At 67.6% G+C, this 13,339-nt stretch carries 16 protein-coding genes; 5 read left to right on the top strand and 11 right to left on the bottom strand.

The window, feature by feature from the left end:
* From AB4Y99_RS19045 to AB4Y99_RS19035, 3 genes are all read right to left on the bottom strand, one after another.
* A partial coding sequence (locus AB4Y99_RS19045) for an ABC transporter permease (RefSeq protein ID WP_441524413.1) occupies nt 1-585 on the bottom strand: 585 nt, incomplete at its 3' end.
* 47 nt (nt 586-632) lie between these two features.
* Entirely contained in the window at nt 633-1,406 is a 774-nt protein-coding gene (locus tag AB4Y99_RS19040; RefSeq protein WP_038361741.1) for a transporter substrate-binding domain-containing protein, read from the bottom strand.
* 57 nt (nt 1,407-1,463) lie between these two features.
* A complete protein-coding gene (locus tag AB4Y99_RS19035; RefSeq protein WP_441524412.1) occupies nt 1,464-2,609 on the bottom strand; it encodes an MFS transporter in 1,146 nt (381 codons plus the stop codon).
* 200 nt (nt 2,610-2,809) lie between these two features.
* Between AB4Y99_RS19035 and AB4Y99_RS19030 the strand changes: the two genes are divergently transcribed.
* On the top strand, nt 2,810-3,487 hold the full coding sequence (locus AB4Y99_RS19030) for a polyamine aminopropyltransferase (protein WP_441524411.1): 678 nt from the start codon (nt 2,810-2,812) through the stop codon (nt 3,485-3,487).
* Nucleotides 3,488-3,493: 6 nt separating this feature from the next.
* Here AB4Y99_RS19030 and AB4Y99_RS19025 read toward each other — a convergent pair whose 3' ends face one another.
* Genes AB4Y99_RS19025 through AB4Y99_RS19015 form a run of 3 tightly spaced genes read right to left on the bottom strand, consistent with a single transcriptional unit; the run spans nt 3,494 to nt 5,872 of the window.
* The gene (locus AB4Y99_RS19025) at nt 3,494-4,270 is read right to left on the bottom strand and encodes a hypothetical protein (RefSeq protein ID WP_441524410.1); all 777 of its coding nucleotides are present in this window, start codon (nt 4,268-4,270) and stop codon (nt 3,494-3,496) included.
* Nucleotides 4,270-5,322: an agmatinase gene (gene speB, locus AB4Y99_RS19020; protein ID WP_441524409.1), complete on the bottom strand. Its 1,053-nt coding sequence runs from the start codon at nt 5,320-5,322 to the stop codon at nt 4,270-4,272. Before speB ends, AB4Y99_RS19025 begins: the two co-directional genes overlap by 1 nt.
* A 37-nt stretch (nt 5,323-5,359) precedes the next feature.
* Entirely contained in the window at nt 5,360-5,872 is a 513-nt protein-coding gene (locus AB4Y99_RS19015; protein ID WP_441524408.1) for a GNAT family N-acetyltransferase, read from the bottom strand.
* A gap of 223 nt (nt 5,873-6,095) precedes the next feature.
* Between AB4Y99_RS19015 and AB4Y99_RS19010 the strand changes: the two genes are divergently transcribed.
* Nucleotides 6,096-7,181 (top strand): TRAP transporter substrate-binding protein, encoded by a 1,086-nt coding sequence (locus AB4Y99_RS19010; protein WP_441524407.1) that lies wholly within the window; start codon nt 6,096-6,098, stop codon nt 7,179-7,181.
* Nucleotides 7,182-7,346: 165 nt separating this feature from the next.
* Entirely contained in the window at nt 7,347-7,730 is a 384-nt protein-coding gene (locus tag AB4Y99_RS19005; RefSeq protein WP_441524406.1) for a porin, read from the top strand.
* 20 nt (nt 7,731-7,750) lie between these two features.
* On the opposite strand, the gene AB4Y99_RS19000 is transcribed toward AB4Y99_RS19005, so the two are convergent.
* The 5 genes from AB4Y99_RS19000 to AB4Y99_RS18980 form a co-directional block, all read right to left on the bottom strand.
* Nucleotides 7,751-8,377: a uracil-DNA glycosylase family protein gene (locus AB4Y99_RS19000; RefSeq protein ID WP_441524405.1), complete on the bottom strand. Its 627-nt coding sequence runs from the start codon at nt 8,375-8,377 to the stop codon at nt 7,751-7,753.
* The gene (locus tag AB4Y99_RS18995) at nt 8,374-8,940 is read right to left on the bottom strand and encodes a hypothetical protein (protein WP_441524404.1); all 567 of its coding nucleotides are present in this window, start codon (nt 8,938-8,940) and stop codon (nt 8,374-8,376) included. Before AB4Y99_RS18995 ends, AB4Y99_RS19000 begins: the two co-directional genes overlap by 4 nt.
* Complete coding sequence (locus AB4Y99_RS18990) at nt 8,937-9,404, bottom strand: hypothetical protein (RefSeq protein WP_441524403.1); 468 nt, start codon at nt 9,402-9,404, stop codon at nt 8,937-8,939. The genes AB4Y99_RS18995 and AB4Y99_RS18990 overlap by 4 nt, the downstream gene beginning before the upstream one ends.
* A complete protein-coding gene (locus tag AB4Y99_RS18985) occupies nt 9,404-10,015 on the bottom strand; it encodes a glutathione S-transferase family protein (RefSeq protein ID WP_441524402.1) in 612 nt (203 codons plus the stop codon). The genes AB4Y99_RS18990 and AB4Y99_RS18985 overlap by 1 nt, the downstream gene beginning before the upstream one ends.
* 251 nt (nt 10,016-10,266) lie before the next feature.
* A complete protein-coding gene (locus AB4Y99_RS18980) occupies nt 10,267-10,818 on the bottom strand; it encodes a thermonuclease family protein (RefSeq protein WP_113253190.1) in 552 nt (183 codons plus the stop codon).
* 85 nt (nt 10,819-10,903) lie between these two features.
* Here AB4Y99_RS18980 and AB4Y99_RS18975 point away from each other — a divergent pair, with 85 nt between their 5' ends.
* Both AB4Y99_RS18975 and AB4Y99_RS18970 read left to right on the top strand, forming a co-directional pair.
* Nucleotides 10,904-12,427 (top strand): sensor histidine kinase, encoded by a 1,524-nt coding sequence (locus AB4Y99_RS18975; protein WP_142020390.1) that lies wholly within the window; start codon nt 10,904-10,906, stop codon nt 12,425-12,427.
* Nucleotides 12,428-12,532: 105 nt separating this feature from the next.
* A partial coding sequence (locus tag AB4Y99_RS18970) for a D-alanine--D-alanine ligase family protein (protein WP_441524401.1) occupies nt 12,533-13,339 on the top strand: 807 nt, incomplete at its 3' end.

Genomic DNA, 13,339 nt, shown 5'->3' with positions numbered 1-13,339 from the left:
GTCCGGCAGGGTGATGACCGAGACGAGCGAGGTTTCCTTGAGCAGCACCATCCAGTTGTTGCCGAGCCCCGGCAGCGCGACTCGGATGAGCTGCGGCAGCACCACGAGGCGGAAGGCCTGCGCCTTGCTGAGGCCGAGCGCCGCGGCGGCTTCGCGCTGGCCCCTCTGGATCGAGTTCAAGGCGCCGACCCAGACCTCGCTGGAGAAGGCCGAGAGCACGACGCCCAGCGCGACCATGCCGGCGACGAAGGGCGGCATGCTGAACGAACCCGGCAGGCCCAGATACTGCCAGAGGTGCTGGAGCAGGAGCTGCACGCCGAAATAGATGATGTAGAGCGTCAACAGCTCGGGCACGCCCCGGAAGATCGTCGTGTAGAGCGTGGCCATGCCACGCAGCACGGCGTTGTCGGAGCGCTTGCCGAGAGCGACGAGGAGACCCAGGGCAAGGCCGAAAGGCAGCGTCGCAAGCGCGATCGAGATGGTGATGCCGGCGCCCTGCAGAAGCGCCAGCCCCCAGCCACCATCGCCGAAGCCGAGCAGGGCGAGTTTATCGAGCATGTGGATGCCGGGGCTGGAGAACAGCAAGCCCGCCGGCCCGACCGGGCCGGCGGAAACGATTCACGAGGATCGGCTCACTCGTATTTGAACCACTTGTCCTCGAGCTTCTTGTGCGAGCCGTCGGCCATGGTCTCGGCAATCGCCTTGCTGATCATCTCCTTCAGGGCCACGTCGGATTTGCGCACCGCACCCGCGACACCGGGGCCATGGATGGCGTCGTCGCGCTTCACCTCGGCGATCTTGCGGCAGCAATCCTTGCCCTTGCCCTTGAGGAAATCGGCGAGCGCCAGCGCATCGGCGACGATGTAGTCGAGGCGGCCGTTGAGCAGGTCGAGATTGGCCTCTTCCTGCGTCGGATAGAGGCGGATGTCGGAATCCTTGTAGAACTTCTCGAGGAAGTTGGCATGGATGGTCGAGCCCTGCGCGCCGACCGACTTGCCCTTGAGGGCGGCCGGCGAGACATCGTCCGACTTGATGGTCTTCGGGCCGATCATCCAGATCGGCGTCTTGCTGTAGACCGCCGTGAAATCGACCTGCTTCTTGCGCTCGTCGGTCGCGTTCATGCCGGCAAAGATGACGTCGTACTTATTGGCCTGCAGTGCCGGGATGATGCCGTCCCAGTCCTGCACCACCCAGGTGCATTTCACCTTCATCTTCTCGCAGAGCAGATTGCCGTAGTCGATCTCGAAGCCCTCGAGCTCCTTCTTCGCATTCAGGTTGTTGTAGGGCGGGTAGGCGCCCTCCGTACCGATGCGGATCTCCTTCCACTCCTTGGCCTGCGCCAGGACGCCGGTGGCGCCCACGACGGTGAGCGCTGCCGCGGCGATGAAACGAACGAAACTCTTCATGGTGCCTCCCGCAGGTTGAACGGCCGGGTGTTCCCTCTTCCCGGCCGCACCTTGTGCCTACAGATTGGGCGAAGTCTCACCGCAGCCGCAAGTGGGCAGACGCAGCTTTTCCAGGCGGCCCCGCCGAAATTTATCGCAGGGTAAACCGCTGATCCGATTGGGCAAAAGGCGCGAGAGCGTCTGCGCGTCCTCGGCCACGTCCATCAATCGCGTCTGCAGCATCGCTCCGAGGCCGCCGCCGCTGCCGATCATGAAGACGACCAGCGAGACGGCCCAGATGTTGCCGGCGGCGAAGGGGAAGGCGGCGAGCCAGACCGCGCTCCAGAGCAGGAGCCCGCCGATCGAGGGCATCAATGCCCGGTCGGCAGCCCAGCCGGCGAAAAGCGTGCCGACGGTGAGGCCGACGCCGAAGACCGACAACACGACGGGAACGACGACGGGCGAGACCTGCGTCACCGCCATCAGGGTCGAGGCGACATAGGTGTAGACCGCGAAGAGCCCGCCGAAGCCGATGGCGCCGATGCCGAGCGTCAGCCAGACCTGCCGGCGCTTCAGCGCGCCGAGCTCTCGCAAGGGGCTCGCGCCCGGCTGCACGCTGTCGCGCGGCGCATAGAGGGCGACCAGGAGCACGGTCAGCAGCGCCAGCACCGCGACGATGCCAAAGCCGGTCCGCCAGCCCAGCGCCTGCCCCATCCAGCTCGCGACCGGCACGCCGAGAATCGTCGCGATGGTGAGCCCCAGCATGACCCGCGCTACGGATTGCGCCCGGCGATTGGGCGCCGAGAGCGAGGCCGCGACCAGCGCCGCCACGCCGAAATAGGCGCCGTGCGGCAGGCCGCTGAGGAACCGGAAGAACAGCATCCAATGGTAGCTCGGCGCAAGCGCGCTCAGGAGATTGCCGAGAGCGAAGAGGCCCATCAGCGCGATCAGCAGGGTGCGCCGCGGGATCCGCGCCGCCAGAACCGCGATCAGGGGCGCGCCGACAACCACGCCCAGCGCATAGATGCTGATGACATGCCCCGCGGTCGGCTCGTCGATGCCGAGCCCGGCCGCGAAATAGGGCAGCAGGCTCATCGAGGCGAATTCGGTCGTGCCGATGGCGAAACCGCCCATGGCGAGTGCGAACAGCACCAGCCCGGCCGGAGTGGCGCCCGTGACGGGCGCAGAGACATTCAGGCTGCGATCATTCGCGGCGAGAGACATAGCGAAGGCTTTCGGCAAAGGGAGCGCAGGCCCATGCTGCGCTGCAGCATCAGATAGCCATGTCTTGTGCGCTACAGCAACTGCCGAGACGGTCGAGAGCCATGACGGAGGCGCATATCGCCCGATGACGGCCCTGACGCCTCGCCAGTCGCGCCGTCCGGGCTATAAGGCTCCATCGCCAACCCGACCGCGAGAGCCTCATGCTGCCCTGGACCGTGCTCGACACCGCCGCTCTCCCCGACGGCAGCGGCACCTTGCGGCTGAAGCAGCGCGGCAGCGAGTTCTCGATCATGCTCGGCAGCAACGAGCTGATGAACAGCCGCCTCAGCGGCTCGGAGGAGGCGCTGGCGCGGCTCGTCTGCGAGCGTCTCGCGCCACGGGCAAGCCCTTCCCTGCTCATCGGCGGGCTCGGCATGGGCTTCACCCTGCGAGCGGCGCTCGCCGCCTTGCCGGGCGACGCGTCGGTCGAGGTCGCCGAGCTAATCCCGGCCGTCGCGACCTGGGCGAAGGGGCCGATGGCGCCGGTCTTCGCGGGCTGCCTCGACGATCCGCGCGTCACGCTGACGGTCGACGACGTCATGGCGGTGATCGCGGCGGGGACAGCGCGCTACGACGGCATCCTGCTCGATGTCGACAACGGGCCGGAGGGGCTGACCGTCGCCGCCAATGACCGCCTCTACGGCGCAACCGGTCTCGGCATCGCCAAGRCGTCCTTACGGCCGGGCGGCGTGCTCGCGGTCTGGTCGTCGGGACCGGACCACGGCTTCACCCGCCGGCTGCGCGCAGCCGGCTTCGCGACGGAGGAGGTCACGGTGCGGGCGAGCCGCACCGGGCGCGGCGCGCGCCATGTGATCTGGCTCGCGACGCGCCCGGCGTAGAAGCCTTCACTCCAGACGACAGAGCCCGTTGCAGGGCGCGCTGGTCGCCGTCGCGATGAAGGCGCTGACGGCCTTCTCGGCACCCGGCTTCAGGGAAGGCCGGGCGGCCTGCAGCGCGGTGACCAAAGCCGTGCGGTCCGGCGGGGCGATGCCGGCCACGATGCCCGCTGCGTTATCGGCCAGGCTGCGCGCGATCAGGGTCTGGTTGGCCTCGCGCAGCGCCGGATTGCGCAGCGCCAGAGCGACGCCGGTGATGATCTCCTGCAGGCCAAGCCGCATCTGGCGCAGCCCCTGGAAGCGGGCATCGGTCTTCTCGTCCTGCGACAGGTTCGCGCCGAAATTGTTGATCGCCTCCAGGGAGGCCGAGACCGCCTTCAGTAGGAAGGCATGCGAATGGGCGAGCTCGTCCTGATACTCGACCACGTTGCGGGCGGTATCCGGCGGCGTCTTGCCGGGAGCGGGCGAATACAGCGTGTAGGCCTGCAGGATCCGCGTCTGCTGCTGCACGATGTTGAGCAGAGCGGGGATGTCGGCCCCCGTATAGGGAGCCTTGCCGAGAATCGCGCTCTCGTTCCAGACATCCTCCAGCACCTTGCGGGCGACCGGATCGGAGAGCCGCGGCAGGCTCGTCTTGCCCGGCTCGACCCGCATCATGCTTTCGACGGCGGCCACGGACGCTTCGATATAGGCCGCACCATTGGCGGGCACTTCCGCACGGGCGGCGAAGCCGATCAGGCAAAGCCCGGCCACAGCGGAAAGCTGCGCCATCGAAGGTCGTTTCATCATGGTCTTCCTTTTCCAGCAGCGCGCGCTTCCGCGATCAGGCAGAGCTCGGTGAAGAGCACCTGTGCCGCGCACTGCGCCGTGTTGCTCGTGGCATCGTATTGCGGCGCGACCTCGACGACATCGGCCGCAACGATGTTTCGTCCCTTCAGCCCGCGCAGGATCGCCAGCGCCTCGCGCGGCGTCAGGCCGCCGACCTCCGGCGTGCCGGTGCCGGGCGCGAAGGCGGGATCGAGCGAATCGACGTCGAAGGAAACATAGGTCGGCCCGTCGCCGATGACGGCGAGCGCCCTGGCAATCACGGCCTCGATGCCGAGATCGTCGACCTCATTGGCGTGGATCACGGTCATGCCCGACTCGTAGGAGAACTCCCAGAGATATTCGGCGCCGCCGCGGATGCCGATCTGGATCACGCGCTCGGGATCGAGCACGCCGTCGAGCACCGCCTGCCGGAAGGGGCCGCCATGGTGGAATTTCGAGCCCTCATAGGGGCCCGACGTATCGCAATGGGCATCGATATGGACCATCCCGACCGGGCGCTTCGCCCCCACGGCCTTCAGGATCGGATAGGTGATCGAATGGTCGCCGCCGACGGCAAGCGTGGAGACGCCGGCCTCGACGATGCTGCGAAAGGTCGCCTCGATGTCCTCGTGGCAGCTTTCCAGCGAATAGCGCGAACGGAAAGGCACATCGCCGATATCCGCCACCTTGACCATGCCCAGCGGCGCCGTGCCCAGCACATGGTCCATCGGCCCGATGCGCTCGACGGCCCTGACCGCACGAGGCCCGAGCCGCGTGCCGGCCCGGTTGGTCACGCCCAGATCCATCGGCAGGCCGATGATCGCGACATCGAGGCCACCGAGATCCGGCTTGCCCAGCGCATCCGGCCGGTACGGGGTGCCGATGAAGGTCGCGACATCGGCGAAAGGCCATTTGCGCCGGTCGCCCTGGAACTGGTCGGCGGCAACCTTGGCAAAGCGCGGATCATGGATATCGCCGCCGCTCGCCCCGGCATAGCGGGCCCTGAGCCGCCCGAGCTTGTCCTGATCCATGAGACCCTCTCCCTTGCCGCCTGTCCGGTCCCGCCGCTCACCCGGCCGGGCGCTCGAGCATCGTGACCGTCGCGTCGTGATAGCAGGCCGAGCCGAAGGGCGTGTAGCCCAGTTTGGCGGCAACCCGCATCGATCCGAGATTTTCCGGCGCGATGATGCAGACGGTGCGCGACGCGCCGACGACGCGCCCGAACCAACCATGGGACGCCAAGGCGGCCTCGGTCGCATAGCCCCTGCCCTGCGCCTCGCGCGTGAAGACCCAGCCCGCCTCGGGAAACGGATCGAACCGCTCGCCGAGGCCGCGATGGGCCTGCATCAGCCCGGCCTCGCCGACGAGACGGCCGCTCGCCTTCTCGACCACGGCGAAGAAGCCGTAGCCGAGCAAGGCCCAGTTGCCGGCGCTGCGCGTCAATCGCTGCCAGGCCTCCTCGCGCGACAGCGCCTTGCCGCCGATGAAGCGGACGACCTCGGGGTCCGAGCGCATGGCGTGAATGGGATCGAGATCCTCGCGGGAGGGCCGGCGCAGCAGCAATCGTTCCGTCTCGATCATCGCGCCCTTAAAGCAGCCGCGGCGCCCATGGCCAAGCCTTGAAAAACAGGGCCTCCCATGCCCTGTGCAGGCCGGACTTTAGCCGAAAGTCTCAGTCCCAACGGTTGAATCCCCTCGCGATTCATGCAGCGATTGCGTTAGAACCCCGGCGCATGTTCGGCATGTGTCGCCGTCGCGTCCACATAAGCTCGAAAAACCGAGTGCCTTCCGAGGAGATGTCCCCATGAAGCGTCGTCAGTTCATCCAGACCGCGGCGGCGGGTGCCGCGGCCACCGCCGTCGCCATGCCGGCGGTGGCGCAATCCAATCCGGAGGTGAAGTGGCGTCTGGCCTCGTCCTTCCCGAAGTCGCTCGACACGATCTATGGCGGCGCCGAGGTCATGGCCAAGATGGTCTCCGACCTGACGGACGGAAAGTTCCAGATCCAGGTCTTCGCCGCGGGCGAGATCGTCCCGGCCCTGCAGGCGCTCGACGCGGTCAGCAACAACACCGTCGAGATGTGCCACACCGTCTCGTATTACTATGTCGGCAAGGACCCGACCTTCGCGATCGCCGCCTCGGTGCCGTTCGGCCTCAACGCCCGCCAGCAGAACGCCTGGCTGTTCCAGCATGGCGGCAACGAGCTGTTCAACGAGTTCTACAAGAAGTTCAACGCCTACGGCCTGCCCTGCGGCAACACCGGCGCGCAGATGGGCGGCTGGTTCCGCAAGGAGATCAAGACGACGGCCGACCTGCAGGGCCTGAAGATGCGCATCGGCGGCATCGCCGGCTCCGTGCTGCAGAAGCTYGGCGTCGTGCCGCAGCAGMTCGSCGGYGGCGACATCTAYCCGGCGCTGGAAAAGGGCACSATCGACGSSGCCGAATGGGTCGGCCCCYATGACGACGAGAAGCTCGGCTTCGCCAAGGTCGCGCCCTACTACTACTATCCGGGCTTCTGGGAGGGCGGGCCGACCGTCCACGCCTTCGTCAACCTGGAGAAGTGGAATTCGCTGCCGAAGACCTATCAGGCCGCGCTGACCGCCGCCTGCACCTATGCCAACACGCAGATGGCCGCGAAATACGACGTGGTGAACCCGCCGGCGCTGAAGCGCCTCGTGGCCGCCGGCACGCAGCTTCGCCCCTTCCCGCAGGACGTGATGGAAGCGAGCCTCAAGGCCTCGAACGAGCTCTACTCCGAAATCTCGGCCAAGAACCCGGACTTCAAGAAGGCGATCGAGGCGATGGCCGCCTTCCGCTCCGACCAGTATCTGTGGTGGCAGATCGCCGAACTCACCTTCGACGTCTTCCAGGTGCGCACCCGCGCCCGCTGAGCCTTCCGCTCGGGAGCCCTGCCCGCGACGTCAAAGCCCGGCTTCGGCCGGGCTTTTTCGTTTTCGTTCCGCTTCTTCCCACAGGGCGGGGGTGCCGTTACGATGATCTGCCACAACTGCGCCTTGCCGCGTCGTCATGATCGGTTGTCGCTTCGGGAATCAGCCATGCTCCGCTTCGCCGCCCTCCTGCTTCTGGCTTCGCTGCCCGGCGCCGCCATGGCCCAGTCGATCGGCGAGGCCCTGCCCGGCCGGGCGCAGCCGCGCGAAGCCTTCAGCAAGGCCGCTCCGGCCCCTGCCAAGGACGCCCGCCCCTGCCCCGAATATGGCGCGGGCTTCGTGCGGCTCGAAGGCTCGACCTTCTGCGTGCGTGTCGGCGGCGCGGTCAGGGCCGAATTCGGCAAGAGCTCGCGCAGCGGCTATGGCAGCCGCACCGACGGCATGGCCTATGTCGAAAGCCGCGGGCAGACCGCGCTCGGGCCGGTTCGCTCGGTGGTGAGCGTGCGCGGCAGCGTCGATCGCGGCCTCGATTCCGGCCCGTTCCGCTACTGAGCGGCCGCCCCGGCGCTGGCTCAGGCGACCAGCCGGGCGACCTCCCGCTGCAGCACCGGCACCAATTCGGCCTCGAACCAGGGGTTCAGCCGCAGCCAGGCATTGTTGCGCCAGGACGGGTGCGGCAGCGGCACGACACGCGGATGCACGGGCCGCGCCAGCAGCTCGCGCCAGTCTGCCACCGTCGCCGTGAGGCCACGCCCCTTCCCCTCGGCCAGATGCCAGTCCTGAGCATAGCGCCCGATGGCGAGGACGAGCTCGATCCGGGGCATCGCCGCGAAGACGCGCTCGCGCCAGGCCGGCGCGCATTCGCGCCGCGGCGGCAGGTCGCCGCCCTTGGCGTCCTGCCCCGGGAAGCAATGGCCCATCGGCACGACCGCGACCCTGGCGGAATCGTAGAAGACCGTCTCGTCGATGCCGAGCCAGCGCCGTAGCCGCACGCCGGACGCATCGGTGAAGGGCCGCCCGCTGGCATGGACGCGCGTGCCCGGCGCCTGCCCGGCGATGCACAGCCGCGCCGTCACTGATGCCTGAATGACCGGGCGCGGCTGATGCGGCAGCGGCGGCAGATAACGCGGCGCATCGCGGCAGATACGGCAGGCCCGCAACTCGTGCAGGACCTCGTCCAGCGTCTCCCACGCGCTCATCGGCCGGGGTCGCTCCGCGTTTCTCCGATCGGCGAAGTGGCTCCGGCTCCTTGCTTCATCGCATCGTCTTCATGCGAACCCGCTTCGTTCGATAATATGCTGGCGAGCTTCCCACGGCCGGGCGCCCGCGAAATCAGCCCGTCGCAGACCCAGTTCTCCGATTTCTTGACGAAGCCATGCGGGTCGCCGGGTTCGATCCGCGCCAGACCGTTGATGCGTCCGCTCGGGCGGTTGCGGATGACGTAAAGCGCGCCGCTGGTCTCGATGGTGAAGCAATAGGTGCGGCGCTTGTCGACCGGGCCGTAATAATAGCAGACCGCGTCCTCCGTCGTGGTCCAGCAGGCATCCGTGTTCGGCACATGGCGATTATGGCCCAGCGCGCGGCCGTCCGCATGGTGATACTCGCTGAAGGGCAGGTTGCTGCCGGAATAAAGCCCCGTCACGGTATTGCCCTCGAAAGCCTGCCGGATCTGCGGGCCGGTGAGGCGCTCGGCCGCGCCGGCCGCGGCCGTGGCGGTGAGAGCCAGGACGAGAATCGCGCTCCGGACGGCCGATGCTGTCATCGCTGCGCCAGCCTCCGGCTCATCGGCGGGCCCGGCGCCCGCGAGATCAGACCGTCGCAATACCAGGGCTTGCCATTGTCGGTGTGGCCGCGCGGATTTCCGAGTTCGACCTTGGCGAGCGCATTGACCATGCCGTTGCCGCTGTTGCGCAGCACGTAGAGATCGCCGCTCATCTCGACGGTGAAGCAATGCACCGTGCGGTTTTCCGGCGGGCCGTAATAGTAGCAGACCTGATCGCGCTTGGTGATCCAGCAGGCGTCGGTGTTGGGCTGCCAGCCATTATGGCCGAGCGCGCGCCCGTCGGGCGCATGAAACTCGGTGAAGAAGCCGCCATTGGTGTAGCGGCCGGTGACGGTATTGCCCTCGAAGGCGCGCTGGATCTGCTCGCCCTTGAGGCGCTCGGCTGCATGGGCGGGCGTCAGCAGTCCCGACAGGACGGCCAGAACGAAGGCCAGATACCGCATCACGCCTTCCAGCTCGGGCGAGCCGAGATGTCGCCATGCCAGCGGCGGATATGGACGAAATCCTCCGAGAGCCGAATCCGGGAGGGCTTCATGAAGTCGATGGCGATGCCGGCGGTGATGTCGGCGACCGTCAACTCGTCGCCGCAGACGAAGGGGTTGGCGGCGAGCTGCAGCTCAAGAACCAGGAGATGGTCGTCGATCTGCTCGCGGTTGATCTCGGCCCATTCCGGAACCTGCGCCTCGAGCTCGGCCATGGAGGGATGGCTGTGGCGGAAGACGGCGGAGACGCTGCTGAACAGGCCGAGCTCGATCCTGCGGTTCCACATCTCGATCAGCGCCTGCTGCTTGGCCTCCCGGCCGAACAGCGGCGGATGCGGGTGAAGGCCCTCGATATAGCGGCAGATCGCGATGGTCTCGGCCAGCGCCGTGCCGTCGTCGAGCTGGAGGACGGGCAGGCGCTGCGCCGGGTTGATCCGCCTGAACGCCTCGGTCCTGTGCTCCTTCTTGGCGATGTCGACCGGGATGAGTTCCGGCAGCGGCACGCCCTTCTCCGCGAAGAAGATGCGGACCCGTCGCGGGTTCGGGGCGCGGCCGCCATCATAGAGCTTCATCAGATCGTCTCCGTCTCCGGCCGCACCGGATCACGGCCCGTGCCGGACGGTCAACCGTATCATAGCGCTTCTTGACGCGAGGATGGCGCCTGCTTCCTCGGAAGCCGGGATATTCGAGCCCTCGTCCCGAGGAGCAGCCGAAGGCTGCGTCTCGAAGGATGCTCCAGGAGGCGCCGGAACCATCTGGAGCATCCTTCGAGACGCCGCTACGCGGCTCCTCGGGATGAGGGCTCTTATGTCAAAACGGCCCCTCAGCGCGGATGGCTGCGCCGCCAGGCTTCCGGCTGCTCGAAGCGCAGGGCCCAGAGCCCGCGCCCGGCCGCGCGGGCCTGCGCTTCCTCGGCCTGATAGGCGCCGTAGGAAACCGCCTGCCCGTCGCGCACCATGGTGGCGTTGATGTCCTCGTCGCCCTGCCGGCAGCGAGCCAGGCCGCGGCCGTAACGGTCGCTCTTGCCGATCTCGCAGGTCGTCAGCCCCCGCGCCAGCAGGGCCTGCAAGGCTCGCCGCGCCTCGCGCCCGCAGGCGACGCCGCGCCCGCCGGCATCCGTGCAGCTCTGGCGGTATTCCGGTGCGTCCAGCCCTTCGAGCCGCAATTCCTCGCCGAGCAGGCGGATCGAATCGCCGTCGATCGCCTGCGCCGGGCCGGTGAGCACCCGCGCCGGCCCGAGACGGTACTGGAGGATCGCCCCCGCCAGCGCGAGAAAGCCCAGAATTCCGAGCGCGACGACGAGATCGGTCAGGCGCCCGACGCGGCGCCAGCCGAAAGGACCAGAACGAGATCGACCGAATCCGAAACGCGCCATCAGGAAGAGCTTAACGATTTGGTGTCCATGATGGCGAGCCCGCTGCGCAACCCGCGCCGCGGAACGAGGATGCGTACCCTTTGCCATGGCGGAAGTGACGGCCGAACAGGTGCAGCGCGGGCGCGGGCCGGACCCTGCCGCCGTCGCGCGCCGCAAGCTGCTCACGAGGGAGGTCAAGACCGTCCGCGAGCGGCTGACCTCCTCGTCCGGCCTCGAGCGCGCCTTCGACAACGAACTCCTGCGCAGCTTCGCGCAATACCGAGTTTCCGGCTCCGTCGGCACGATGGTGCTCACCCTCGGCATCGCGGCCGCCGCCTGCCTGTGGCTGCCCGTCTACCTCGCCGCGTCCTGGAGCGCTTTCGTGCTGGCCAGCGCGCTCGTCATCGTCGGGCTGTCGCGCCGCTATCTCACCAAACGCCCGGAGGACATCCGCCCAGCGCGCTGGCGCCGCTGGTTCGCACTGGCGGAAGGCTTCCACGGCCTGTGCTGGGCGGCGCTTCTCGTGCTCTTCGCGCAGATCGACGCTCCCGGCGCGAAAATCTTCGTGACCACCGCATTGCTGATCGTCAGCGCGCTGACGGTGATGCTCTCCGCCTCGATCCCGCTCGCGGTCTATGCGGGCCTGAGCCCGATCATCCTCGGCATCATGCTGTTCTTCTGGGACAAGCGCGACATCGACAGCATCACCATGGCGCTGATGGCGGCCTCCGCGCAGCTCTTCTTCATCTTTCTCGCCAACCGCCTCTATGCCAGTTCGGTCGAGACCATCGGCTTCCGGGCCGAGAAGGATGCACTGTTCGCGGAGCTGGAGACCGCCAACGCCAATTCGGACGAGGCGCGGCGCAAGGCCGAGGAAGCGAACCTCGCCAAATCCCGCTTTCTCGCCACGATGAGCCATGAGCTGCGCACCCCGCTCAACGCCATCCTCGGCTTTTCCGAGGTGATGAAGAACGAGATCTTCGGCGCCCATGCCAATGCCGCCTACAGGGAGTATTCGGGCGACATCCACGGCTCGGGCCAGCATCTGCTCAACCTGATCAACGAGATYCTCGAYCTYTCSCGSATCGAGGCCGGCAAATACGAGCTGAACGAGGAGGCGATCTCCCTCATCGGCATCGTCGAGGATTGCCGCCACATGCTGGCGCTGCGCGCCAAGGCCAAGGGCCAGATGATCCGCGAATTTGCCGAACCCGACCTGCCGCGCGTCTGGGCCGATGAGCGGGCCATCCGGCAGGTGGTGCTCAACATCCTGTCGAACGCGATCAAGTTCACCCCGCAGGGCGGCGAGATCACCATGAAGATCGGCTGGACGGCCACCGGCGGACAATATGTCACGATCACCGACACCGGGCCGGGCATCCCCGAGAACGAGATCCCGATCGTGATGCAGAGCTTCGGGCGCGGCTCGCTCGCCATCAAGACGGCCGAGCAGGGCTCCGGCCTCGGCCTGCCGATCGTCAAGGGGCTGGTCGATCTGCATGGCGGCGGCTTCCTCCTCAGGTCGAAGCCGCGCGGCGGCACCGAGGTCACCATCACCCTGCCGGCCGAGCGGGTGATGGACGCCCTGCCCGCCCTGCCCGAACCGAAGCCGAAACCGCGTGCGGCCTGAGCTCCGTCACCGGCCAAAGCTTCATCACAAAGCCATGATCGCCCGACAAGACCGCCATCCCTCCCGGCGCCTCCCATCTCCGTCTCAGCACTGGATCACTGGACCATGAACGGCAAAATCCGCGTCGCGGTGCTCTATGGCGGCAAGTCGGGAGAGCATGAGGTCTCGCTCAAATCCGGGGCCTCCGTGGTGCGCCATCTCGACCGGGATCGCTTCGAGCTGATTCCGGTCAGCATCGACAAGCAGGGCCGCTGGCAGCGGCAGGATCCCAAGCGCCTGGCCGAGTGGAATGCGGAGAGCTTGCCGATCCACGCGGATGCGCCGGAAATCCGCCTCTCCGCCGATGGAACCGGCGGGCTGCAGGTCGCGGCGCTCGACGGCACCGCGGCGGATGGCGGCATCGACGTGGTGTTTCCGGTGATCCACGGCCCGCTCTGCGAGGACGGGGCCGTGCAAGGCCTGCTGGAGCTGTCCGGCGCCGCCTATGTCGGCTCGGGCGTGCTCGCCTCCGCCATCGGCATGCACAAGGACATCGCCAAGCGGCTCGCGGCGCTCGCGGGGCTGCCGGTCGCGCCTTATGTGACGGTGGCCAGGCGCGAGTTCCAGCGCGATCCGGCGGCGGTCGGCACGGCGGCGCAGGCGAAGCTGACGCTGCCGGTCTTCATCAAGCCCTGCAATATGGGCTCCAGCGTCGGCGTCCATAAGGTGAAGCGCTGGGAGGACCTCGACGCCGCCCTCGTCGACGCCTTCCGCTACGATACGCGCGTCCTGATCGAGCAGGGCATCGACGCCCGCGAGGTCGAGGTCGCGGTGCTCGACGGCGACCCGCCCTTCGTCAGCGTGGCGAGCGAACTCAACGCCCACCCCAAGCACGAGTTCTATTCCTACGAGGCGAAGTATATCGACCAGGAC

It is taken from the genome of Allobosea sp. TAB14 (assembly GCF_052113865.1).
GTDB classification, from domain to species: domain Bacteria; phylum Pseudomonadota; class Alphaproteobacteria; order Rhizobiales; family Beijerinckiaceae; genus Allobosea; species Allobosea spartocytisi.
Note: the sequence above shows the minus strand (reverse complement) of the source record. Positions and strands in the feature narration are given on the sequence as shown.